Below are 23829 nucleotides of genomic sequence, written 5' to 3' on the forward strand. Positions count from 1 at the left end.
CCCGCCTTTACGTCTTCGTGTTCCGTGGAACGCCGCTTCTGGTCCAGATATTCATCATCTATTACGGCCTCAGCCAGTTTCCGGCCATCCGCTATTCCTTCCTGTGGCCCATCCTGCGCGAGCCCTACTGGTGTGCGATCATCGCGCTGACCTTGAACAATGCGGCCTATGCCAGCGAGATCATCCGCGGCGGCCTGCTGTCGGTGCCGCATGGCCAGATCGAAGCGGCGAAAGCTTGCGGCATGTCGTCCTTCACCTGCTTCCGCCGCATCATCATGCCGCTTGCCATCCGCCAGGCGCTGCCGGGTTATGGCAATGAGATGATCTCGATGATCAAGGCAACCTCGCTTGCATCGATCATCACGCTCATGGAAGTGACCGGCATCGCGGCAAAGCTGATCGCCGAGAGCTATCGAGCGATCGAAATCTTCGTGATCGCCGGTGCGATCTACCTTGCCATCAACTTCGTCCTGACCCGTGTGCTGATGTTTGCAGAATACAGGCTCACCCCTTATCTGCGCCAGCCCGTCGTCAAGCTCTCATCCGAAGGACAAACATCGTGAGCAAAATCGTCTCTCCCAATGCACCGGTGGCTCTGAAAGTCGAAAACCTGCGCAAGAGCTTTGGCGCCAATGAAGTACTGAAGGGCATTTCGCTAGAAGCGCGCGAAGGCGAGGTCATTTCGATCCTCGGTTCGTCCGGCTCCGGCAAGTCGACCTTCCTGCGCTGCATCAACCTTCTGGAGACACCATCCTCGGGCACGGTGACGGTTTCGGGCGAAACCATCCGCATGGCGAAGAATGCGAAGGGCGAAGCCTATCCGACCGACAAGAAGCAGGTTTCGCGCATCCGTTCGGAACTGGGCATGGTGTTCCAGAGCTTCAATCTGTGGTCGCACAAGACCATTCTGGAAAACATCATCGAAGCGCCGATCTATGTGCAGGGGCGTCCGCGCGCGGAATGCGTGGCGGAAGCAGAAGCACTGCTGGCAAAGGTCGGCATTGCCGACAAACGTGACTTCTATCCGGCGCACCTTTCGGGCGGACAGCAGCAGCGCGCGGCGATTGCGCGCGGACTGGCGATGAAGCCGAAGGTCATGCTGTTCGACGAGCCGACTTCGGCCCTTGATCCGGAACTGGTCGGTGAAGTGCTGCGCGTCATGCGCGGCCTTGCCGAAGAAGGCCGCACCATGCTGGTCGTGACCCATGAAATGGGCTTTGCACGTGACGTCTCCAACCGCGTCGTGTTTTTCCATCAGGGCCTGGTGGAAGAAGACGGAAAGCCCGAAGACGTCTTCGCCAACTCAAAGTCGGAACGCTTCCGTAAATTCATCAGCCACGAGAACGCTGCCTGATTATCGAAACTCTGTATTCCGGCGCCAGCCGGACAGAAACACCCGCAATAGGATAACTGTAATGAAGACCATCGGACTTTTCAAAGCCGTGTTCATTTCCGCTCTCGCTCTGACGAGCATTTCGGCCCATGCCGAGGAAAAGAAGTGGACGAAGATCACCATCGCCACGGAAGGCGCATTCCGTCCTTACAACTTCACCAAGCCCGATGGCTCGCTGGACGGCTATGAAGTCGAACTCTACAAGGATCTCTGCGCCCGCATGAAGGTCGAGTGCACACTGGTCGCACAGCCTTTTGACAGCATCATCCCGGCACTCAATGCCGGCAAATTCGATGCGATCATGGCCGGCCTCACGGCAACGCCGAAGCGCGAAGAAACCATCAGCTTCTCGATCTCCTACGGCCTGACGCCGCAGACTTTCGCAACGCTGAAGGACAGCCCTTACGCAAAGCTGCCGCACACCGGCGAGACCCTTTATCTGGCCAAGGACGAAGCGACCGCACAGAAGGCAATTGACGAAGTATCTGCCGAAATCAAGGGCCGCACCGTCGGCGTCCAGTCCGCTTCGCTCGGTCTGTCGCTTCTCGATAAGTACTTCAAGGACAATATCGACATCCGTGAATACAAGACCACGGAACAGCATGACCTGGACCTGAAGTCGGGTCGTGTCGATCTCGTCGTGGCTTCACTCGCTTACCTCACCGACGCTGCCAAGAAGCCGGGTAATGAAGACATCGTCATGACCGGCCCGTTCTTCAAGGGCGGCATTCTGGGCCGTGGCGTCGCCGTCGGCCTGCGCAAGGACGATACCGAACTGAAGAAGATGTTTGATGACGCCATTGAAGCCGCGAAGGCTGACGGCACGATCAAGCGTCTGTCGGAAAAGTGGTTCGGCTTCGACGTCACGCCATAATTTCTGAGTTACGCCTTATGTAAAGCGCCGCCTCCGGGCGGCGTTTTCATTTGCGCGCAAACCTTCACATTAAACCGGCGAACGCCTATAAGTCCGCCAGACGCTTATTGAGAGCCAGAAACTTGCTGTGAGAGTGTGATGGTAAAAATCGGTTTCGTGACTGTTTCCGACCGCGCAAGTCGCGGGGAATACGAAGATCAGAGCGGCCCGGCCATGGAAGCATGGATGAAAAGCGCAGTCGTCACACCTTATGAAACAGTCCGCCGGGTCATTCCGGACGGTATGGAATCGGTCCGCGACACGCTTATCGATCTTTGTGACAACGAAGCCTGTGATCTCATCCTGACGACGGGAGGCACCGGACCGAGCCCGCGTGATGAAACGCCGGAAGCCATGCAGGCCATCCTGCACAAGGAACTGCCGGGTTTTGGCGAACTGATGCGCCGCGTCAGCCTTGAACAAACCCCGACCGCCATCCTGTCCCGCCAGACGGCAGGCAGTCGCGGCAAGAGCTTCATTCTCAATCTTCCCGGCAAGCCTGCATCGATTGCCATGACCTTGCAGGCAATTTTTCCGGCGGTCCCTTATTGTCTCGACCTCATCGGGGCAGGGCGTATCGAAACCGATCCGGCCGTCGTGAAGGCGCATCGACCGGGCTGAACCATCGCTGGCAACATTTGCGCGGCTATTAGAATGCGTCATAGTCCTGCTGTCGCGATGAAAATGCGCAACCCAGCTTTGCGCTTTTGCATGATTTCCTGACTTGCTTTTCCCTGAGCCCGGACTGAATAATAGGGAAAAAGAAGGGGAAGTAAGTGAAGCCATTCGATGAGATGCTCAACCATGGCGGGAATGTCCGCCAGCCTTACGAATTTCTCAAGCAATGGCTCGACCAACAGGACCCGCACAAACTTCTGCAGAAAAGCGACGACGCCGAAAGCGTGTTCCGCAAGACGGGCATCACCTTCGCCGTCTATGGCGATCAGGAGGCGGGCGAACGCCTTATTCCGTTCGACATCATTCCGCGCATCATTTCAGGGCAGGAATGGCGGCGTCTGTCGCAGGGCATCGAACAGCGCGTGATGGCGCTGAACGCTTTCCTCGATGACATCTACCATCGTCAGGAGATTGTCAGGGCAGGGCGCATTCCCAAAGAGCTGATTTCCAGAAATGAAGCTTTCCTGCCGGAAATGATCGGCTTCCGCCCCCCGGGCAACGTCTACACCCATATTATCGGCGTCGATATCGTGCGCACAGCCGAAAACCAGTTCTATGTGCTGGAAGACAATGCCCGTACGCCATCCGGCGTTTCCTATATGCTGGAAAATCGCGAAACCATGATGCAGCTCTTTCCGGAGCTGTTCCAGAACGTCAAGGTTCGCCCGGTCGAGAATTATCCGCAATTGCTGCGCCAGTCACTGGCAAGCGTTGCGCCTCCCGGCACGCAAGATGTTCCGACCGTCGCGGTGCTGACACCGGGCATCTACAACTCCGCCTATTTTGAACATGCATTCCTTGCCGACCAGATGGGCGTCGAACTGGTCGAGGGAAGCGATCTGCGCGTTGTGGACGGACGTGTGGCGATGCGGACCACGCAAGGCTATCGCGCCATCGACGTGCTCTACCGGCGCGTGGATGATGCGTATCTCGACCCGCTGACATTCAGGCCGGATTCGACGCTCGGCGTTGCCGGTATCATGGATGTCTATCGGGCCGGGAATATCACGATTGCCAACGCACCGGGAACCGGCATCGCCGATGATAAGGCGATCTATTCCTACATGCCGGAAATCGTGGAGTTCTATACCGGCCGCAAGGCCATTCTCGAAAACGTTCCGACATGGCGCTGCTCCGAACCGGACAGCCTTGCTTATGTGCTCGACAACCTTGCCGAGCTTGTGGTCAAGGAGGTCCATGGCTCTGGCGGCTATGGAATGCTGGTCGGCCCCGCTTCGACAAAGGCCGAACGCGATGTTTTCACCGAGAAATTGAAAGCAAGGCCGCGCAACTATATCGCTCAACCCACACTGGCGCTTTCAACCACGCCCATCTTCACCAAGAGTGGGCTTGCACCGCGCCACGTCGATCTGCGCCCCTTCGTTCTGGTTTCGGACCGCATCCGCATAACACCGGGCGGACTTACGCGTGTGGCGTTGAAGGAGGGATCGCTCGTCGTGAATTCCAGTCAGGGTGGCGGCACCAAGGATACGTGGGTACTCGACGACTGAAACAATTGGATTGACGTGCTGCAACTGACGGCAAGATCAGGGCGCGAAGAGGGGAATGATTTATGCTTCTTGGCCGTACGGCAAACGGACTTTACTGGATGTTCCGCTATATAGAGCGGGCCGAAAACATGGCGCGCCTTGTCGATGCGGGACTTCGCATGGCACTGACGAAAACCTCAGATGCACCCGAAGAATGGTCATCGGTGGCGGTGTCGGCAGGCGCAAGTCAGGGCTTTTCGGCGAAATACGATGTCTATAACGCCGCCAATGTCGCCGATTTCCTGCTGCGCGATGCGGATAATCCGTCGAGCGTGATGACATGCTTTGAGACCGCGCGTTCCAATGCCCGCATGGTGCGCACGGCACTGACACGAGAAGCGTGGGAGAGCGTCAACGAAGCATGGATGTCGCTGAAAAAGTCGCTCTGCAAGCCGTTGAAGGAAAGCGACCTTCCGCAACTCCTCGACCAGATAAAGCGCGAAACGGCGCTTATTCGCGGCTCTTTCCACGGCACGATGCTGCGCAACGAAATCTTCGATTTTGCAAGCCTTGGCACGTTCATCGAACGCGCGGACAACACGGCCCGCATTCTCGATGTGAAATATTATGTTCTGCTGCCTGCGATTTCCTATGTCGGCACCACGCTCGACAATTACCAATGGGAGTCCATTCTCCGCTCGGTGTCCGCGCATCGTTCCTACCGTTGGGTCTATGATGGCGACTATCGTCCGGCACAGGTCGCGGACTATCTTATCTTGAACGGTCGCATGCCGCGTTCGCTTCATTATTGCTATCGCAGTATCGCAGAGCATCTCGACTACCTGTCGAAAGATTATGACAATCGCGCGGCCTGTCACGAGACAGCGGACAAAATCTATGCAAGCCTGCAAAATCAGGACATATCTGCGATCTTCGATATGGGCTTGCATGAATTCCTGACCGAGTTCATCACCCGCAACAACCGGCTCGGCAACGAGATCGCTGAAACCTATAATTTCTATTGAGGTCTTCGCTTGCTGCTCAATATCCGGCACGTTTCGCATTATCGCTACGACCACCCGGTTCCCTATGCGGTGCAGAGGGTGCGGCTGCGTCCGCCGACGGTGCCGGGCCAGGTCGTGAGACACTGGGAACTGAAAATTGAAGGCGGGGAGCCGGAGGTTTCCTATGTCGACGGTTTTGGCAACAAGACCGATCTGGTCCAGCACGCCCGCAATGTCAGTGAGATCGTCATAACGGCAAGCGGCAGCATCGATGTGGAAGACAGGGTCGGTGTGCTCGGGCCCGTATATGGCTTTGCACCGCTCTGGCTTTTCGAGCGTGAAACGCCGCTGACGATGCCGGGCGAGCGGATCAAGGATCTGGCTGGCGATCTCCCGACAGGGCAGGAACGGCTTGCCCTGATGCATGATCTGATGAACGCCATACACAAGGCGGTTGCCTATATGCCGGGAACGACGAGCGTTTCCACGGATGCCGAACATGCACTGAACGCCGGCAAGGGCGTTTGTCAGGATCACACCCATATCTTTCTTTCGACGGCGCGGCTTATCGGCGTTCCTGCCCGATATGTATCGGGATATCTGATGATGGAAGGCGTCGAGGAACAGACCGCAAGCCATGCCTGGGCCGAAGCTCATATCGACGGCCTTGGATGGGTGGGGTTCGATGCCGCCAACAATATCTGTCCGAATGACCGTTATGTGCGGATTGCAACCGGGCTGGACTATCGCGACGCGGCGCCGATCTCGGGCGTCCGGCTCGGCGGTGCTGCGGAAAGTCTTGCGGTTCACATCAATGTAGGGCAGTGATCCTGCTGAATAGCCAGTTGCCTGCCGGATATTGCTTATGACCTATTGCGTTGGAATGAAAATCGATCGCGGCCTTGTGTTCATGTCCGATACGCGGACGAATGCCGGGCTCGACAATATCTCCGTTTTCTCGAAGATGCGAAGCTGGTCCAAGCCGGGTGAACGTATGATCGTTCTGCTTTCAGCAGGCAATCTCGCGACAACCCAGGCGGTGGCAAGTCTTCTGGAAGAACGTATGAAGGCTCCTGCAGACCGGCACCCGTCGGTCTTTGATGCGGCCTCCATGTTCCAGGTCGCACGTCTTGTCGGCGATACGGTCAAGGAAGTCATCCAGAACTCCGCCACCGGCGGCCAGAACGCCGATGCATTTGGCGCCTCGTTCATTCTCGGCGGGCAGATCAAGGGCGGCCAGCCGCGCCTTTTCTATATCTACCCGGAAGGCAATTTCATCGAGAGCTCCGCAGACACGCCTTTCTTCCAGATTGGCGAGAACAAGTACGGCAAACCCATCCTCGTCCGCGCCTATCAGGAGCAGATGAGTTTCGAGGAGGCGGTAAAGCTGCTGCTCGTCTCGTTCGACTCCACGCTGAAAGCCAATCTTTCGGTGGGACTTCCGCTCGACATGCAGATATACGAAGCCGACAGTTTCGCGCATGGCGCACGCCAACGGTTCGAGGCTACCGATCCTTATTATCAGACAGTATCGGAAAGCTGGTCGGAAGCGCTGAAATCGGCGCTGGAGCAATTGCCGCCCTTCAGCTTCGAGGACGGGAAATAAGAAGGCCGGGCAAAGCGCCCGGCCTTTTCGCATCGCGTCAGTCCTTCGTTACGGTCTGGACATAGTTGGCGTCGGCAACCATGTTGAAATCGTGCACATTCGGAGCCGTCACAGCTGTTTCGATCTGCTGATAGATGATCGCGAACGGGCTGGTTTCCTGAAACTTCTTCTGGAGGTCGTGATACATTTCCTCACGCTTGGCCGTATCGCGCTCTTCAGCGGCAGCCATGGTTTCCGCCGTCAACTCCGGAATATCCCAATGGGCCTGCCATGCGCTCGTGCGCATTGAGACGTCTTCGCCATTGTTGGGATTGTTGGTGAAGGTGACCGCATTGGTGTGCGGGTCCCAATAATCCGGCCCCCAGATGCCAAGCGCCATCTGATGCTTGCGTGCGCGAACCTTGGTGGTCGTCAGCCGGCCGTCTCCCTGCAGGATTTCCACCTGAACGCCCGCCTTGCCCATGGTCTGCTGGATGCTTTCCGCGATGCCGACAAATGGCTGCGTGTTGCGCACGTCGAGCGTCACCTTGAAGCCGTCCTTGAGACCTGCATTTGCAAGCAACTCCTTGGCTTTATCGACATCATAGGAGAACGGCTTGTCACCGACAGCGCCGAACATGCCGAGAGGCAGGAAGGACTGATGCGTGCGTCCGATACCGTTGATGAGTTTCGCTTCGATCGTATCGTAATCGATCAGGTATTTGAGCGCCTGCCTGACTTCGGGCTTTGCAAGTTCAGGCACATTCTGGTTGGCCACCAGATAGTAGACGCGGCCCTTTGGTGCGTTGAGGACGTGATACTTCTGGTTCTTGCTCAGCTCTTCAATGTCGCCGGGTTCCAGATTGCGCGCAATGTCGATATCGCCCGCCTCAAGGAGCAGGCGCTGTGAAACACCCTCCTTCACATGGCGATAGATGACGCGCTTCATCGCCGGTTTTGCATCGGAATAGTTTTCGTTGCGCTCGAGAAGCAGCACTTCATTGGCACGCCATTGCTTGAGCGCCAAGGGACCGGAACCGGCATAGTTGTTCTTCAGCCATTCGTAACCGAAGTCGGTTTCGTAGGGGTAATCCTTGGTCTTTTCCGCTTTCTGCTCATGTTCCTTCACCAGCTTGCTGTCGACAATCGACGCCACGCTGGAGGTGAGACAGTTCAGGACGAAACTTGGCGCAAATGCCTTGCCCGTAGTGAAAACAAGCGTTTCGTCATCGGTCGCGACGATGTTCTGATCGGCGTTTTCCCGGGTGAGGCCAAACTGGCTCAGAATGAATGCCGGGCTCTTGTCCAGCTTGATGGCGCGCTGCAGCGAATAGGCGGCGTCCTGCGCGGTCAACGGGTTGCCGGAGGCGAATTTCAGCCCCTTGCGGATTTTGAACGTAATCGACTTGCCATCGTCGGAGAAGGTCCAGCTTTCGGCAATCTGCGGGACGATCTTGGTCGGGTCCTTGGTATCGGTCGTGATGAGCCGCTCATAGGTGCTGGTCAGGATTTCGGATGTGGTGATCTCGAAGATCTCAGCCGGGTCGAGTGAAATGACATCATCGATGCTCATCGCTATGACGAGCGTGTCGGCCGGTGTTGCGGCTTCCACCGCTTTTGGCGACGCTGACAGAAACAGAGTGATCGCGAGCGCAGCCGGCATGGATGCGCGCAGCAGCTTCCGTGCAACGCCGCGCTTGTTGCGGGCTGCCTTCGAGATATGAGCAAATGGCGGTATTACGGTTGTCATGCAACTTCCCCCTTCGGACCGCGCAATCTGCACATGTCGTGCAATTGCGGCCCGTTCTGATGAAGCTTCACGAGCTTGTCGCTTGGTTGCGACTCTCTTGAAGCATCCCCATTACATCCAGCTTTTGGAGAGGGGACAACGGCCTGATGAAATATTTTACCGCCGGAAAGAAAAAGCCGGAGGAAACTCCTCCGGCCCGATCTTTTTCAATACAATGAACGATTAGAAGAAAACCTTGAAACGGTCGCCGTCGTCCATGAAAGCCTTTTCGCCGAAAGGCTGTTCGTTTGAGCCGAACGGCATCTGGGCGCGGAGTTTCCACGAGGCTGGAATGTCCCAGGTCTGGGCAACTTCCTGATCGATCAGCGGGTTGTAGTGCTGGAGGCTGGCGCCAATATTAGCATTGGCGAGCGCGGTCCATACCGAATGCTGTGCCATGCCGCCGGACTGTTCGGACCAGACCGGGAAGTTGTCAGCATAAAGCGGGAAATTTTCCTGAAGCCCCTTAACAACGCTCTGGTCTTCATAGAACAGAACCGTACCGGCACCGGCAGCGAAGCTGTCGACCTTGGCTTCTGTCTGCGCGAAAGCGTCGGCCGGAACGATCTGGCGAAGCGTTTCCTTCACGATGCTCCACAGCTTGTCGCTCTCGGCGCCAAACAGGATCACGGCACGCGAGCTCTGCGAGTTGAAGGACGAAGGGGTGTGCTTGACCGCTTCGCGGATCAGCTCGGCCACATCTTCGTTCGACAGCGGAAGGGACTTGCCCAGAGCATACTGCGTACGGCGCTTCTTGATGGAATTCAGCAGGGAATTATTCATGACTGGGTCCTGTGTTTCAGCGGTCTGGCAGGCTGTCTGGCTTGGGATTTTCGAGGCAGCCTGTTGGGATAATGTTGGGCTAGATATTGTTATTCGGGCGGTTGAGGCCAGCCCGTGTTTCTGAAACACACTGTCAACGATACGTGGCTGATTTCTTCTGACTGTTTACTTTCCCGCCATGCGCCTGGAGCTAATACGAGTTCATTGTCCGTCAGCCCCACGGCAATTCTCCCGGTTTTGCGGGGTTTACAAGAGCGGTTCTTTATTGGAATCTAACTAAATTAGTGAGATTTATAGGGCGGGTTTTGACGGCGCTCTATTCGGGTCGTTGTCGGGAATTGGGATGAGGTCACGATAGTTTGAAGTCATTTATCATCATCGGCGCCGGGGCAAGCGGCATCATTCTGGCTGCACAGTTGCTCGGGCGTTCACCGGAATCGTCTGTGCGAATTTTCGAGCGGTCGGGCAGGTTGGGAGCGGGGATCGCTTACGCGACGGAAAATCCCAGCCATCTGCTTAATGTGCGCGCCAGCAATATGAGCGCGTTTCCCGACCAGCCGGATCACTTCCTCAACTGGTTGCAGGAGAGCGGCGACCGGTGGGAACCGCACAGTTTTGCGCCGCGCAAAGTCTATCGCGCCTATCTGGAGCATCTGATTGAGCCTTATCTCTCTGTCGGCAGCTCACGATTGACGGTCGAAAGGACAGGCGTCGTCGATGTGGCGCTCAAAGCTGGCAGGCCGGCGGTTGTAAGCGAAACTGGCGAAACCTTCGTGGCGGATGCGGTCATTCTGGCGACGGGCAATGAGGCCGCTATTGCGAAATCAGGTGGCCAGATTGCTGAATACTGGGCGAGCAACGGCTATTTCGATGTGCCGACAGATGCACCTGTGGCGATATTTGGTACAGGCCTCTCGATGATCGACAGCGTGTTGTCGCTGCTCGATAATGGACATCGTGCGGAAATATATGCCATTTCGCGCCGTGGGCTTCTTCCGGCACGCCATGCCCCTGCGCAGGTTTTTCCCGTCGCAGCCGACGACCTTCCGGTCTCGCTCGGGCTTTCCAAGCTCATGCGACGCGTGCGCACCATGATGGCGGAAGCGGAAAGATCGGGTTCCGGCTGGCGCGGCGTGTTGGACGGTCTGCGGCCGCATACACAGCATGTCTGGGCGGGGTTGCCGACCTCACAGCGTCGCAGTTTCCTCCGGCATCTGCGCCCATGGTGGGATGTCCATCGTCACCGCATGGCTCCTGCCGTGGCGGATCGCATCGAATCTGCCATGAAGCACGGACAACTCAAAATCACGGCCGGTCATCTCGTTTCAGTGCGCGGCGAAGGGGAAGGGATGGAAATCCGTTATCGCCCGCGTCGCAGCGAGAAGATCGAAAAGCAGCATGTCGCGACCGTCATTGATTGCCGTGGCGGAAATCCGCGTTTCTCGACAACCCGCAATGCGGCTTTGATCGGCCTCATGGAGCATGGGCTGGCCCGGCCGGATGCGCTCGATCTCGGATTGGATGTTACCCGCGACCTTCAGCTTCTCAATGCGCGAGGCGAACCATCAGGTCCGTTCTTCGCAATCGGGCCGGTCACGAAAGGCGCATTCTGGGAGGTCACAGCCGTACCGGATATCCGCGTTCAGGCCGAGCGGCTATCAGCGATCTTGCTTGAAGGATAAGAACCTCTCCAAAGCCATTACTGCGGCAATCGCCCCGATAAGATCATGTCATTCGGCTGAAAGATATTCGGGGCAATATGTCCAATCGTCGGGCATCGCGGTCCGCAGCAACCGACAAATTATAGATTTTCCGGCAAGAGGAACCATAAAATGATTCAAATTCGCGCGATAAGCCATTGAAAGCTATTGCCATAATGTTCCGTGGCCCGTCATAATAACGCCATCGGAACATATGATTCCTCTCTACAACTTGCCGGAGCGATTCTGTTGCTGTTTTCTTGAGCGGTGCCTGCTTCGGATCAACCTTGACTTCGGCTAGGAGGCCTGTGGCGCATGACGATGGACGGCAGAATGCTTTTCCTGCTTGTCCTTCTACCATTTCTCGGCAGCGCCATAACCGGACTATTCAGGGGGGCGGATCGTAGCGGTTCGGCCTGGTTTACGGCAGCGATTGCGCTTGTCGCCTTTATCGTCACCGCCAGCCTTTATCCTATCGTTTCGGACGGCAAGGTACTTCGCGGCACCGTGGAGTGGCTCTCGGCCTATGGTCTCAATGTCACCTTCCGGATGGACGGCTTTGCCTGGCTTTTCGCGATGCTCATCACGGGTATCGGGCTTCTGGTCGTCATTTACGCGCGTTACTACATGTCCCCGGAAGACCCGGTGCCGAGGTTCTTCTCGTTCCTTTTGTCCTTCATGGGATCGATGCTTGGTGTGGTTCTGTCGGGCAATCTGATATTGCTTGCGGTATTCTGGGAACTGACCAGCATCTTCTCGTTTCTGCTGATCGGGTACTGGTATCACAATGCCAGCGCCCGCGATGGCGCGCGCATGGCGCTGACAGTGACCGGCATAGGCGGTTTCTGTCTGCTGGCAGGCGTTCTGATCCTGGGGCATATCGTCGGCAGCTACGATCTCGACAAGGTCCTGGTAGCGGGCAACCTCGTTCGCACGCATCCGCTCTACAGCGTGGCGCTGATCCTGATCCTGCTTGGCGCATTCACCAAAAGCGCGCAGTTTCCGTTCCATTTCTGGCTTCCGAACGCCATGGCAGCGCCGACGCCGGTATCGGCCTATCTGCATTCGGCAACAATGGTGAAGGCTGGCGTTTTTCTGCTTGCCCGCCTCTGGCCGGTTTTGAGCGGGACCGAGGAGTGGTTCTGGATCGTCGGTTCGGCGGGCCTGATCACCCTTCTGATCGCAAGTTTCTTTGCGGTTTTCCAGCAGGATCTCAAGGGTCTGCTCGCCTATTCGACCATCAGCAATCTTGGCCTCATCACCGTTCTGCTCAGCCTTGGCAGTCCTCTGGCAGCAGTCGCCGCGATCTTCCACATGGTCAACCATGCGATCTTCAAGGCATCGCTTTTCATGGCCGCCGGCATCATCGATCACGAAACCGGCACGCGTGACATGCGCCGGCTGAGCGGGCTCCTGCGCCCCATGCCCTATACGGCGACGCTTGCCATGGTGGCGAGCGCGGCCATGGCCGGTGTCCCGCTGCTCAACGGGTTCATTTCCAAGGAAATGTTCTTCGCGGAAGCGGTCGAAACCCATATGGCCTCCTGGCTCGACACGATCACGCCTTACGTGGCCACCATCGCGGGCATCTTCACGGTCGCCTATTCGGTGCGCTTCATCTATTCGACGTTCTTCGGACCGCCGCCGCATGATCTGCCGCATGAGCCGCATGAACCGCCGCACTGGATGCGCCGTCCTATCGAGCTTCTGGTTCTGCTTTGCCTGTTGATCGGCATCATTCCGGGACTGTCGATCGGGCCGTTCCTGCATTCGGCTGTGCTGTCGGTGCTGGGGCATGCGACGCCGGAATACAGCCTTTCGGTCTGGCACGGTTTCAACCTGCCGCTGATGATGAGTATCGTGGCCATGATCGGCGGCATTCTTCTGCACTGGATGCTGAAGAACTATCTCGCGACGAGCGAAGACGGCCCTCCGCTTTTCCGGCACTTGCAGGGGCAGCGTATTTTCGAGCGTGTTCTTGTAACCCTGTCGTGGAACTGGGCGCGCAAGGCGGAAGCTTTCCTCAGCACGCGCCGTCTGCAACCACAGCTCCGTATCGTGGTCGCGGTGGCGGTGCTTGCCGCCGCCTGGCCGATTTTCGCCTCCGGCTTGCAATCCGGTTCGCTTGGTCCGCAGCCGGTGGACCCGATCTTCGCCGGACTTTGGATACTTGGCGGGGCCTGCGCCGTCGGGGCGGCCTATCAGGCCAAATATCACCGGCTGGCAGCGCTTATCCTTCTGGGCGGGGCGGGGCTTATCACCTGCATCACCTTCGTCTGGCTGTCTGCGCCCGATCTTGCGGTAACGCAGTTGCTCGTTGAGATCGTAACCACCGTCCTGCTGCTGCTTGGGCTTCGCTGGCTCCCGAAGCGTTGGGAAGATCCCGATCCGCTTCCGGTGCAGATCGGCCCGCGCATCCGCCGTTATCGCGACCTGTTGCTCGCCATCGGCAGCGGGGCAGGTGTGGCTGTCATCGCCTATGCCGTGATGACGCGCCTGTCGCCCAGCAGCATCGGCGATTATTTCCTCGAAAACGCCTATTCGGGCGGCGGCGGCAAGAATGTCGTCAATGTCATTCTGGTCGATTTCCGCGCCTTTGATACGTTTGGCGAAATCGCCGTCCTTGGTATTGTCGGTCTTACGGTCTTTGCACTGCTGCGACGTTTTCGTCCGGCGCCCGACACGACCGGATCGACCGCCCAACAGAAAATACAGGACGCCTATGACGAGGCAGCGCCCGACCGCAAGGCAGGTGAAACACTGGCCGATTATCTGGCCGTGCCGTCCGTCATCATGCAATGGCTTTTCCCGGTGATCGTCGTGCTGGCAGTGCATCTGTTCCTGCGTGGCCATGATCTGCCGGGTGGCGGGTTTGCGGCCGGTATCACGCTCGCAATCGCATTTCTGCTGCAATATCTGGCGTCAGGCGCGCGCGTTGTGGAGGACCGCCTGCGCATCCTGCCCCTGCGCTGGATCGGGATGGGCCTGCTATTGGCCGGTGCAACAGGCGCGGGATCGTGGTTCTTCGGCTATCCGTTCCTCACAACCTTCTTCCAGTATACGGAGATACCGCATATCGGAAAAATGCCGACAGCCAGTGCGCTGCTGTTCGATCTTGGAGTCTTCACCCTCGTGGTCGGCGCTACGGTGCTCGTTTTGATCGCGCTCGCGCACCAATCGCTCCGCAAACACCGTGTCGAGAAACTGGCCGCAACGAAGGAGGAGAACTGATGGAACTCGTTCTTGCTCTGGCAATCGGCGTGTTGATGGCATCCGGCGTGTGGCTGATCCTTCGCCCGCGCACCTTCCAGGTGGCGATCGGCCTGTCGCTGATTTCCTACGCGGTCAATCTCTTCATCTTTTCGATGGGGCGGCTTCGCACCAATGCGGCTCCCGTACTCGATAACGGTGTTGACGTTCAGGCCACGCAATATACCGATCCTGTGCCGCAGGCGCTTGTTCTGACCGCCATCGTCATAGGCTTCGCAATGACCGCGCTTTTCCTTGTCGTGCTGCTCGCCTCACGCGGGTTGACACGTACGGACCACGTGGACGGCAAGGAGAATTGATGTTGGACTGGAAAACACATCTCATCGTTGCGCCAATCGTCCTGCCGCTTGTCACGGCGGCCGTCCTGCTGCTGTTCGATGAGCGCAAGCGCAAGCTCAAGATGGCCATCAACTCCATTTCGACCCTGGGGTTGATCGCGATTGCCATCACGCTTGCAGGCATGGCGAGCGAAAGGGCGCCCGATGCTCTGGTCTACCTGATCGGCAACTGGCCCGCGCCATTCGGCATCGTTCTGGTGCTTGATCGCCTCGCGGCCCTCATGCTCGTGCTGACAAGCCTGCTCGGCATGGCATCGCTCAGCTTTGCGCTTGCCCATTGGCACAAGGCCAGTCCGCATTTCCATACGATATTCCAGCTTTTGCTGATGGGACTGAACGGCGCATTCCTGACCGGCGACCTGTTCAACCTTTTCGTGTTCTTCGAAGTCATGCTGGCTGCGTCCTACGGGCTGGCGCTACACGGATCCGGTCCGGCGCGCGTGAAGGCCGGCATGCATTATATCGCCGTCAACCTCGTCGCCTCGTCGCTGTTCCTGATCGGCGTCAGCCTGATCTACGGTGTGACCGGCACATTGAACATGGCTGATCTTGCGCAGAAGATTTCGCAGGTCGCGCCCGAAGATCGTATGCTGCTTGAAGCAGGCGCCGCGGTTCTGGGCGTAGCGTTCCTCGTCAAGGCAGGCATGTGGCCGCTCAATTTCTGGCTCGCGCCAACCTATACTGCAGCAGCAGCACCGGTTGCGGCGGTCTTCGCCATCATGAGCAAGGTCGGTATCTACGTCCTTCTGCGCCTGTCGCCGCTGATGTTCGGCATCGGTGCCGGTTCATCCTATGGCTTCGGCAATGACTGGCTCTATTTCGGCGGGATGGTAACGCTTGCCTTCGGCCTGATCGGCGTCGTCGCATCGCAGGCGATGGGACGTCTCGCCAGCTATAGCATTCTAGTATCCTCCGGCACCTTGCTGGCCGCCATCGGCAGCGGCAACACCGCCATGACAGGTGCTGCACTTTTCTACATGGTCAGTTCGACACTCACCATTGCCGCATTTTTCCTGCTGATCGAATTGATCGAGCGCGGGCAGGACGCAGCCGCCAACGTTCTCGCCGTTACCATGGAAGCCTATGGTGACGATGAGGAGGAGGAAGAAGAGGATGAGATCGGCGCAGTATTGCCCGCGACCCTTGCCGTTCTCGGCACGTTCTTCGGAATTTGCGCGATATTGCTGATCGGTCTTCCGCCGTTTTCGGGCTTCATCGCCAAATTCCTGATCCTGGCGGCGGTGTTCAACGGAGAAGGTGCAACCCCGCAGCTTGCAATGCCGGTCAGCCCGGCAAGCTGGGCACTGGTTGCGCTTGTTCTCCTATCCGGCCTGTCGGCCCTTATCGCGATGACACGTACCGGCATCCGTACCTTCTGGGCTTCGCTCGAAGGTAACGTACCGCGTGTTCTGGTGCGCGAAGTCGTGCCGATCGCAGGACTTCTGGCAATCTGTCTGGCGTTGACGATCGCAGCCGGTCCGGCGATGCGTTACATGGACGAAACGGCGCGTTCGCTGCACAATCCTGCATCCTATATCAGCAGCGTTCTCAATGCGCCGCGCGCTGGCATGCAAACGGAGGAGGCACAGTGAAGAGAATCCTGCCTTATCCGCTTCTGTTCGCCTCGCTGCTTCTGTTCTGGCTGCTTTTAAATGGCTTCACACGGGCGCAGTTCCTGCTCGGTGCGATCATCGCAATCATTGCATGCCTCATCATGACGGCCTTGCAGCCGCAGAAGAACCATATTCGCTCAATCCCGACCATGCTCTGGCTGTTCGGAGCCATAAGCTATGACATACTGCAATCGAATATCGCCGTTGCGGGGATCATCCTGTCGCGCAAGCGCAAGCGGCGTCCGGGCTTCGTCGTCATCCAGCTCGATCTGGAAAACCGGACTGCGCTTGCTGTCCTCGCCTGCATAATCACCGCGACGCCAGGCACGGCATGGGTGGATTATAACGCCGCAAGGCGCGAACTGACGATCCACGTGCTCGATCTGGACGATGCGCAGGCGTGGCGAGATACGATCAAGGGGCGGTATGAGCAGCCGCTCATCAAGATATTTGCAGTCGCCGACACCGTCGAAGAGGAGAAATCCGCATGAGCGCAGTCATCATCTTCTGGTCCCTGCTTTTCGCTCAGCTGATGCTTCTTGGCGCCATGGCCTGCGCAGTCTACAGGCTTCTGGTCGGTCCGCGCGCACAGGATCGCATTCTCGCGACCGATGCGCTTTACCTCAATGCGTTGCTGCTGCTGATTACATTCGGCATACGCACGGGCAGCATCATCTATTTCGAAGCCTCGCTGATCATCGCTCTTCTGGGCTTTGTCGCTACCGTGGCGCTGTCCAAATTCCTCATGCGCGGGGAGGTGATCGAATGATCAATGCAGGCGAAATTCCCGTCTGGGCGGCTGTCATCATTTCATTTTTCCTGCTGGGCGGCGCGTTCCTGACGCTTGTCGGATGCATCGGCCTCGTCCGCTTCAAGAGCTTTTATGAGCGTGTTCATGCGCCCACGCTCGGCTCATCGTTCGGAGCGGGCGGGATCCTGATCGCGTCGATTATATTTTTCTCCATCTTGCAATCGAAGCCGATTCTGCATGAAGTGGTCATTACCGTCTTTGTGGTTGTCACAACGCCGGTAACGCTCATGCTGCTCAGCCGCGCCGTGATCCATCGCGACAGAACGCAGGACAGCAAGGAGCTGCCTTCATCTTCCGACCCGCTATAGTCGGTTTGATGTTCGAGGGTGCGGAGAGGGCGGAAAGCCAGCGTTTTCCGCCGCACCAAATGGGGAAAACCGCCTGTTCCGACAGGAGACGGCGGCTGTCGCTTCCGGGCTGACCGGAGACCTGTTTTGGAGTTCGCTTCAAGACCGGCTATCCTGCCGACCGGAAACTCTATCTGCCATTTGCCGAATCCCCTGCATCAATGCCCACCGACCGCGGAACGGGATGCAGCGGCCTATCGTCTTTTCGGGCATTTGGAGGAGTGTCCCGGGGCTGCGGCCAATTGTCCATTCGGGCCAGACCCGGGGACAAGCGGATTGAAGGAACAGACCATTTGAATTATCTGAATTTCAGTAATTTCTGAAAATTCAGAATTTACGGGAGAGAGAATTTTGGAATTGTCGCCAATCGTTCAATCGTTCGTGCTCCACTTCGGTGAGATGGGCAGCCGTTGGGGCATCAACCGCACCGTGGGGCAGATATATGCGCTGCTTTACATATCGCCTGACCCTCTTTGCGCCGACCAGATCGTCGACGCCCTCGGTGTGTCACGTTCGAACGTCTCCATGGGTATCCGCGAGTTGCAAGGCTGGAATCTGGTGTTGCTGAAGCACATTCCCGGTGATCGCCGCGATTTCTTCACGACGCCCGACGATGTGTGGCAGATTCTGCGCACCCTCGCCGAGGAGCGCAAGAAGCGCGAGATCGATCCCACGCTTACCGTTCTGCGCGAGATCCTGATGGAACAGCCGAAGGGCGAAAGCGATCTTTATGCGCAGGATCGCATGAAGGACATGTACGGCCTGATCGAAAGGCTGACCAACTGGTACGACGACGTCAAGCGGCTCGATACCGACCGTTTGACCAGTCTCCTGGCGCTTGGCGCCAAGGTGACCCGCTTCCTTGAGACCACGGACAGGATCGTGGCGCTGGGGCGCGGGCGAACATCGGCCAAAAAGGAGCCTAAGCGAGAGTGACATCCGTTGTCCCCCGAACGGAAACATTGACGGCAGAAGGCGGCGAAGCGGCAGGCATCCGGCAAAGTTCGCGCCGCCCGCAACGTCGTCCTGTCCCGTCCTTGCTGAAGCGGGGGGCATATCTTCAGGCATTGGCCGCACTTTTGTGGCTGCCGCAGGCGGGCATTCTCGCCTATGCGATCGGGCGGCTGGCCGATACCGGCTTCGACAGTTCCGTCTATTACAGTGCAGCAGGCGTCTTCATTCTCGGCTGCCTGCGCAGCATTCTCGACAGTGCCGGCGCGGCCAAGGCTTTCGATGCCGCCCGGCAAGAGCTTTCCCGACTGCGAACCAATGCCGTTGCGGCGCTTGCGGAGCGTTCGCCCCTCGATGTGTTGCGTCCATCATCCGGCGAGGCTGCAAGCATTCTTGCCGAACAAGCGGAAATGGTCGTTCCTTATCTTTCACGCTTCGTGCCGGTGCGCATTCGCGTCATGCTGGTTCCATTGGCCATACTTGCAGTCGTGCTCTGGTATTCGTGGGCTGCGGCGCTTGTCCTGATGGTTGCAGCCCCGCTGATACCGATATTCATGGCGCTGATCGGCTGGCGCGCAAAAGCGGCCAGTGAAAAGCAGCTTATCGCCCTTGGCGGCATGAACGGTTTTCTGCTCGACCGCCTGCGCGGCCTTGCCACCATCCGCACATTCCATGCCGTGGATGCTACCGCGAACCGGTTGCGCGAGAATGCGGAAACCCTGCGCTCAAAAACCATGTCTGTCCTGCGCATCGCATTTCTGTCGTCCGCTGTGCTTGAACTCTTCGCGGCCATCGGCGTCGCCATGGTCGCGGTCTACATTGGCTTTCATTTGCTGGGCCAGCTCAACTTCGGAGCATGGGGCCACAAGCTGACGTTGGCGGAAGGCCTTTTCGTCCTGCTTCTGTCGCCTGCGTTCTTTGAGCCGCTACGCGATCTTTCTGCCGTCTGGCATGACCGCGCTGCGGGTGAAGCTTCTATCGACGCGCTGGAAAAGCTTTCCGAACATCCGATGACCGTTGTCGGAAAGAGCGAAAGCCAGACAGCAATGAGTGGAACTCCTACGGTGGGCTTGCGCAATATCGGCTTCAGTTACGGGACGGGAGCCAAAGTTCTCAACGAATTCAGCCTCCACATCGAGGCTGGAGAACACGTAGCTCTGCTCGCGCCGAGTGGCTACGGAAAATCCACCATTCTGGCGCTCGTTGCCGGGCTGACGGCTCCGCAGGCTGGCCGGATCGAGATCGGCGGCGTGGCGCTGACAGATGAAACCGCAGCAGCACTTCGTGCAAGGATGAGCTGGATCGGACAGAAACCGCACATCTTTGCCGGATCGGCCCGTCAAAATATCTCCCTTGGCCGACACACCGACGTGGAAGCCACCAGAGCCGTTATCGACGACATGGCGCTTGGTCATGTTCTGGGCGTTACCGGCAACGGCCTGATTGGTGAAAACGGTGCCGGCATTTCCGGGGGCGAGGCCCTGCGGCTCGCGCTTTCCCGTGCGGCTGTCGATCCCGGTGCAGATATTCTCCTGGCTGATGAGCCGACTGCTCATCTTGATCAGGATACGGCAACGCTCATTGCCGACAGTCTTTTGAAGCTTGGCAGAGGCAAGACGCTGATCGTCGCTACCCATGACGAAACCCTTGCCCGCAGGATGGATCGCGTCGTCCGTCTGGATGGCGGCGTGAGCAACGATCCCCTTTGGCAGAGGAGGGCAGCCGAATGAATGGTTTCCAGTCATTGCAGCCAATCCTGCGGCTCTTTTTCCGCACTAAGGGAACAGCTCTCCTTGCCGGTATCGCAACGGCAACCGTAACGGTCCTCGCCGGCATTGCACTTCTTGGCCTGTCGGGATGGTTCATAACCGCTACGGCAATCGCAGGCTTGAGCATCGCCACGGCGGTTGTGTTCGACGTGTTCGCGCCCGCCGCCGGTATTCGCCTGCTTGCGATCCTGCGGACCGGTTCACGCTATCTGGAACGGCTCGTCACCCATGATGCGACGCTCGCGATCCTCGCGGCCCTGCGCGAAAAACTGTTCCGCAGCTGGGCGCGCCCAAGCGCTGCAAATACGCTGCTAAAACGTCCGGCGCGCCTTCTCTTCCGTCTGACCGCGGACATCGATGCGCTCGACTCGCTTTATCTGCGCGTGGTGGTGCCGGTTGGCGCTGCGCTTGCCACCGCCCTTGTTGCCGGTATCGCGCTCGGTCTGATGAACCCGTTTTTTGGGCTGGTGGTGGCGACCGTCCTACTTGCGGCTGGTCTTTGTATTCCGCTTGCAGCTGCCCGCCGTTCCGAAAAATCCATGCGCCGGCGCGCCAAGGGCACGGAAGCGCTGCGCGCCCGCACGGTCGATCTTGTGGCCGGTCAGACCGAACTTCTGATGGCCGGGCGGCTTGCAGATCGGAAGCTCGCATTGGCCCGCGCCGATGGTTACATCGCCGCATCGGATCGCAGGCTCAACCGCATAGAGATCGTTACCGGCGCCGGTTTCGGCATCGTTCACGCATCCCTGCTTGCAGGCGGCCTCGTCGCTGTTGGATTGTTGATGCGGTCCGAAACAATCGGAGCCCCCGTCGCAGCGCTCGGAATGCTCGTCATTCTTGGCGCGATGGAGCCTTTTTCCGCATTGCGGCGCGGCGCGATGGAACTTGGCCGCACAGTCCTCGCTGCGAAGCGCGTCGCGCCTCAACTGACGGATGAGGCCGAACCCGCAGCGCCGCAACGGCCAGCGAATGGCAAGGCGGTTCAGCTGAAAAGCGTTTCCGCTCGCCATGAGGGTGCCGAACGCGATGCCCTCAAAAATATCACGCTCGATATTGCTGCTGGTGAGCGTGTCGCCATCGTCGGCACAAGCGGCGCAGGCAAATCGACACTGTTCAGTCTGCTTGCAGGAGAAATTCAAGCAACGCAAGGCAGTGTCGCGGTGTTGCCGACACGCCTTCTCACACAGCGGACCGAGCTTTTTCAGGACAGCCTTCGTGATAATCTGCGTCTGGCGCGCGCCGATGCGGGCGATCACGAACTGATGGATGCGTTGGATGCTGCTGGCCTTGGGACATTTATCAGGGAATTGCCAGCTAGTCTGGATGCGATGCTGGGCGAGGGCGGTCTGGGGTTGTCGGGCGGGCAGGCCCGCCGTCTGGCCCTTGCGCGGCTGTTTCTGACCGATGCGCCGCTCTGGCTGCTGGATGAACCGACCGAAGGTCTCGACAGTGCGACGGCCGAGGATGTGCTTGAGCGCCTCAAGGCGCGGGCGGGTTCGCGCACATTGCTGATCGCCACGCATATCCGTCGCGAGGCGCGAATTTGTGAACGGATCATTGTTTTAAATCAAGGCGCTCTAATTGAGTCCGTAGGTAAGGAGACAGGGCGCTTTGACGAAATCCTCGAAAACATGAGGTGAGCGAACAGCACCGGGACGGTTAAGGCTCGTGTCGGTGGCTAAACCGGAACTTGGACCGGTAGTTGGAATTGAAGCGCGGGAAACGGGTTTTCAGGAACCCGCCCGCTTTCAAAGGGGGCAGCGCTGGAGCGCAGCTCATAACACCAGGAGGGCCGGATTTACCGGCTTAAAGAGATGGAACTCGATATTGTCTCCCTGTCGCGATTGCAGTTTGCGATCACGGCACTTTATCACTTCCTCTTCGTACCTCTGACCTTGGGTCTTTCCGTGCTGCTTGCCATCATGGAAACCGTTTACGTTATGACGGGGCGACTCATCTGGCGGCAGATGACGAAATTTTGGGGTACGCTGTTTGGCATCAACTTCGTGATGGGCGTCGCGACGGGCATCGTGATGGAATTCCAGTTCGGCATGAACTGGAGCTATTACAGCCACTATGTCGGCGACATCTTCGGCGCACCGCTCGCCATTGAAGGCCTCATGGCATTCTTCCTCGAAGCGACCTTCGTGGGCCTGTTCTTCTTCGGATGGGATCGCCTGTCGAAAGTCGGGCACCTCATGGCGACCTATGCGGTTGCGGCCGGTTCCAACTTCTCGGCGCTATGGATTCTGATCGCCAATGGCTGGATGCAGAATCCGGTCGGATCGGCGTTCAATCCCGAAACCATGCGCATGGAAATCTCCGATTTCTTCGCCGTGCTGATGAACCCGGTCGCTCAGGCAAAGTTCGTGCATACGGTATCAGCCGGTTATGTCACGGCAGCCATTTTCGTCCTTGGTATTTCCGCCTGGTATCTCCTCAAGGGGCGTTCGGTAGAGCTTGCCAAGCGTTCCATCACCATCGCGGCTTCCTTCGGTCTGGCCGCCTCGCTTTCGGTTGTCGTTCTCGGCGATGAAAGCGGCTATCTGGCCAATGAACATCAGAAGATGAAGATCGCGGCCATCGAAGCCATGTGGGAAACGGAACCGGCACCTGCGCCGTTTACGGTCTTCGGCTTCCCCAATCAGGAGGCGCGCGAAACCCATTTCGCGGTGCGTATTCCATGGGTCATGGGCCTGATCGGCACCCGCTCTCTTACGACCCCGATCCAGGGCATCAACGATCTGGTTCAGAATGCGGAAAACCATATCAGGAACGGTATCGTCGCCTATGACGCCTTGCAGAAAATCCGTGAGGTTGGCGATACAAACGCCGTTCCGCAGGAAGTGAAGGACGTTTTTGCCGATAACAGCCAATGGATGGGCTATGCGCTACTGCTGAAGCGCTATGTCGACGATCCGCGTCAGGCAACCGACGCGCAGATCACGCAGGCAGCCAACGACACGGTTCCCGGCGTGCTGCCCCTCTTCTGGGCATTCCGCATCATGGTGGGCATCGGCTTCTTCCTGATCCTGCTGACGGGCACATTCTTCGTGCTGTCCGCCCGTCGCAAGCTCGACCGTTATCCCTTCCTGCTGCGGGTAGCCGTATTTGCTATACCGCTGCCGTGGATTGCAGCCGAAATGGGCTGGATCGTGGCCGAGTTCGGCCGTCAGCCCTGGGTCATCGAAGGTATATTGCCGACGGCGGTCGGCGTATCAAACCTCGGGGCGTCCACAGTGCTGCTGACGATCCTTGGTTTTGTGGCGATCTATACGGTTCTCTTCATCATCGAGATGGGCCTGATGATCCGCGCCATCAAGGCCGGACCTGAACCCGACAGCAAGCCGGAAGCGATTCTCGCCCCGGCCAGCATCGCACCTGCGGAGTAAGGA

At 58.1% G+C, this 23829-nt stretch carries 21 protein-coding genes; 19 read left to right on the forward strand and 2 right to left on the reverse strand.

The window, feature by feature from the left end:
* The 8 genes from ABWW28_RS08680 to ABWW28_RS08715 all read left to right on the forward strand — a co-directional run.
* A partial coding sequence (locus ABWW28_RS08680) for an ABC transporter permease (RefSeq protein WP_353390800.1) occupies window positions 1–563 on the forward strand: 563 nt, incomplete at its 5' end.
* Entirely contained in the window at window positions 560–1354 is a 795-nt protein-coding gene (locus ABWW28_RS08685) for an ABC transporter ATP-binding protein (protein ID WP_006468786.1), read from the forward strand. The genes ABWW28_RS08680 and ABWW28_RS08685, both read left to right, overlap by 4 nt.
* 61 nt (window positions 1355–1415) lie before the next feature.
* On the forward strand, window positions 1416–2267 hold the full coding sequence (locus ABWW28_RS08690; protein WP_176587828.1) for a transporter substrate-binding domain-containing protein: 852 nt from the start codon (window positions 1416–1418) through the stop codon (window positions 2265–2267).
* Between the two features lie 138 nt (window positions 2268–2405).
* Window positions 2406–2927 carry a molybdopterin adenylyltransferase gene (mog, locus tag ABWW28_RS08695; RefSeq protein ID WP_176587827.1) on the forward strand — a complete coding sequence of 174 codons (522 nt, stop codon included), beginning with the start codon at window positions 2406–2408 and terminating at the stop codon, window positions 2925–2927.
* A gap of 155 nt (window positions 2928–3082) precedes the next feature.
* Window positions 3083–4495, forward strand: a complete 1413-nt coding sequence (locus ABWW28_RS08700; RefSeq protein ID WP_176587826.1) for a circularly permuted type 2 ATP-grasp protein — start codon at window positions 3083–3085, stop codon at window positions 4493–4495.
* 62 nt (window positions 4496–4557) lie between these two features.
* Window positions 4558–5499: an alpha-E domain-containing protein gene (locus ABWW28_RS08705; protein ID WP_006468791.1), complete on the forward strand. Its 942-nt coding sequence runs from the start codon at window positions 4558–4560 to the stop codon at window positions 5497–5499.
* Between the two features lie 9 nt (window positions 5500–5508).
* Window positions 5509–6306 carry a transglutaminase family protein gene (locus ABWW28_RS08710; RefSeq protein WP_176587825.1) on the forward strand — a complete coding sequence of 266 codons (798 nt, stop codon included), beginning with the start codon at window positions 5509–5511 and terminating at the stop codon, window positions 6304–6306.
* Between the two features lie 37 nt (window positions 6307–6343).
* Window positions 6344–7084: a proteasome-type protease gene (locus tag ABWW28_RS08715; RefSeq protein WP_176587824.1), complete on the forward strand. Its 741-nt coding sequence runs from the start codon at window positions 6344–6346 to the stop codon at window positions 7082–7084.
* Window positions 7085–7121: 37 nt separating this feature from the next.
* Here the strand turns inward: ABWW28_RS08715 and ABWW28_RS08720 are convergent, their stop codons facing one another.
* Window positions 7122–8813, reverse strand: coding sequence for an ABC transporter substrate-binding protein (locus ABWW28_RS08720; RefSeq protein ID WP_176587823.1), 1692 nt, complete (start codon window positions 8811–8813; stop codon window positions 7122–7124).
* A gap of 222 nt (window positions 8814–9035) precedes the next feature.
* Window positions 9036–9635, reverse strand: a complete 600-nt coding sequence (locus tag ABWW28_RS08725) for a nitroreductase family protein (RefSeq protein WP_113474061.1) — start codon at window positions 9633–9635, stop codon at window positions 9036–9038.
* A 359-nt stretch (window positions 9636–9994) separates the two neighbouring features.
* On the opposite strand from ABWW28_RS08725, the gene ABWW28_RS08730 reads away from it, so the two are divergent.
* The 11 genes from ABWW28_RS08730 (at window position 9995) to ABWW28_RS08780 (ending at window position 23826) form a co-directional block, all read left to right on the forward strand.
* Entirely contained in the window at window positions 9995–11317 is a 1323-nt protein-coding gene (locus tag ABWW28_RS08730) for an FAD/NAD(P)-binding protein (RefSeq protein ID WP_176587822.1), read from the forward strand.
* Window positions 11318–11650: 333 nt separating this feature from the next.
* The gene (locus ABWW28_RS08735; RefSeq protein ID WP_176587821.1) at window positions 11651–14566 is read left to right on the forward strand and encodes a monovalent cation/H+ antiporter subunit A; all 2916 of its coding nucleotides are present in this window, start codon (window positions 11651–11653) and stop codon (window positions 14564–14566) included.
* Window positions 14566–14904, forward strand: coding sequence for a Na+/H+ antiporter subunit C (locus ABWW28_RS08740; protein WP_006468798.1), 339 nt, complete (start codon window positions 14566–14568; stop codon window positions 14902–14904). Before ABWW28_RS08735 ends, ABWW28_RS08740 begins: the two co-directional genes overlap by 1 nt.
* Before the next feature lie 2 nt (window positions 14905–14906).
* Window positions 14907–16535, forward strand: coding sequence for a monovalent cation/H+ antiporter subunit D (locus ABWW28_RS08745; RefSeq protein ID WP_025090358.1), 1629 nt, complete (start codon window positions 14907–14909; stop codon window positions 16533–16535).
* A complete protein-coding gene (locus ABWW28_RS08750) occupies window positions 16532–17047 on the forward strand; it encodes a Na+/H+ antiporter subunit E (protein WP_176587820.1) in 516 nt (171 codons plus the stop codon). The genes ABWW28_RS08745 and ABWW28_RS08750 overlap by 4 nt, the downstream gene beginning before the upstream one ends.
* Window positions 17044–17325: a K+/H+ antiporter subunit F gene (locus ABWW28_RS08755; RefSeq protein ID WP_006468801.1), complete on the forward strand. Its 282-nt coding sequence runs from the start codon at window positions 17044–17046 to the stop codon at window positions 17323–17325. The genes ABWW28_RS08750 and ABWW28_RS08755 overlap by 4 nt, the downstream gene beginning before the upstream one ends.
* Window positions 17322–17675: a monovalent cation/H(+) antiporter subunit G gene (mnhG, locus tag ABWW28_RS08760; RefSeq protein ID WP_006468802.1), complete on the forward strand. Its 354-nt coding sequence runs from the start codon at window positions 17322–17324 to the stop codon at window positions 17673–17675. The genes ABWW28_RS08755 and mnhG overlap by 4 nt, the downstream gene beginning before the upstream one ends.
* A gap of 390 nt (window positions 17676–18065) precedes the next feature.
* The gene (locus tag ABWW28_RS08765; protein WP_006468803.1) at window positions 18066–18650 is read left to right on the forward strand and encodes a GbsR/MarR family transcriptional regulator; all 585 of its coding nucleotides are present in this window, start codon (window positions 18066–18068) and stop codon (window positions 18648–18650) included.
* On the forward strand, window positions 18647–20395 hold the full coding sequence (gene cydD, locus ABWW28_RS08770) for a thiol reductant ABC exporter subunit CydD (RefSeq protein WP_176587819.1): 1749 nt from the start codon (window positions 18647–18649) through the stop codon (window positions 20393–20395). The genes ABWW28_RS08765 and cydD overlap by 4 nt, the downstream gene beginning before the upstream one ends.
* Complete coding sequence (cydC, locus tag ABWW28_RS08775; protein ID WP_176587818.1) at window positions 20392–22074, forward strand: thiol reductant ABC exporter subunit CydC; 1683 nt, start codon at window positions 20392–20394, stop codon at window positions 22072–22074. The genes cydD and cydC overlap by 4 nt, the downstream gene beginning before the upstream one ends.
* A gap of 174 nt (window positions 22075–22248) precedes the next feature.
* Window positions 22249–23826, forward strand: coding sequence for a cytochrome ubiquinol oxidase subunit I (locus ABWW28_RS08780; RefSeq protein ID WP_176587817.1), 1578 nt, complete (start codon window positions 22249–22251; stop codon window positions 23824–23826).
* The last annotated feature ends 3 nt before the right edge of the window (window positions 23827–23829 follow it).

Origin of the sequence: Brucella sp. NBRC 14130 (assembly GCF_040371715.1) — a bacterium.
Lineage (GTDB): Bacteria > Pseudomonadota > Alphaproteobacteria > Rhizobiales > Rhizobiaceae > Brucella > Brucella intermedia.

Excerpts from the sequence above, each read along its gene's own strand:
- ABWW28_RS08755 (WP_006468801.1), top strand. The coding sequence starts at position 17,044 with ATGAGCGCAGTCATCATCTTCTGGTCCCTGCTTTTCGCTCAGCTGATG.
- ABWW28_RS08720 (WP_176587823.1), bottom strand. The coding sequence starts at position 8,813 with ATGACAACCGTAATACCGCCATTTGCTCATATCTCGAAGGCAGCCCGC.
- ABWW28_RS08705 (WP_006468791.1), top strand. The coding sequence starts at position 4,558 with ATGCTTCTTGGCCGTACGGCAAACGGACTTTACTGGATGTTCCGCTAT.
- ABWW28_RS08690 (WP_176587828.1), top strand. The coding sequence starts at position 1,416 with ATGAAGACCATCGGACTTTTCAAAGCCGTGTTCATTTCCGCTCTCGCT.
- ABWW28_RS08740 (WP_006468798.1), top strand. The coding sequence starts at position 14,566 with ATGGAACTCGTTCTTGCTCTGGCAATCGGCGTGTTGATGGCATCCGGC.
- ABWW28_RS08735 (WP_176587821.1), top strand. The coding sequence starts at position 11,651 with ATGACGATGGACGGCAGAATGCTTTTCCTGCTTGTCCTTCTACCATTT.
- ABWW28_RS08725 (WP_113474061.1), bottom strand. The coding sequence starts at position 9,635 with ATGAATAATTCCCTGCTGAATTCCATCAAGAAGCGCCGTACGCAGTAT.
- ABWW28_RS08715 (WP_176587824.1), top strand. The coding sequence starts at position 6,344 with ATGACCTATTGCGTTGGAATGAAAATCGATCGCGGCCTTGTGTTCATG.
- ABWW28_RS08780 (WP_176587817.1), top strand. The coding sequence starts at position 22,249 with ATGGAACTCGATATTGTCTCCCTGTCGCGATTGCAGTTTGCGATCACG.
- cydC (WP_176587818.1), top strand. The coding sequence starts at position 20,392 with ATGAATGGTTTCCAGTCATTGCAGCCAATCCTGCGGCTCTTTTTCCGC.
- mog (WP_176587827.1), top strand. The coding sequence starts at position 2,406 with ATGGTAAAAATCGGTTTCGTGACTGTTTCCGACCGCGCAAGTCGCGGG.
- mnhG (WP_006468802.1), top strand. The coding sequence starts at position 17,322 with ATGATCAATGCAGGCGAAATTCCCGTCTGGGCGGCTGTCATCATTTCA.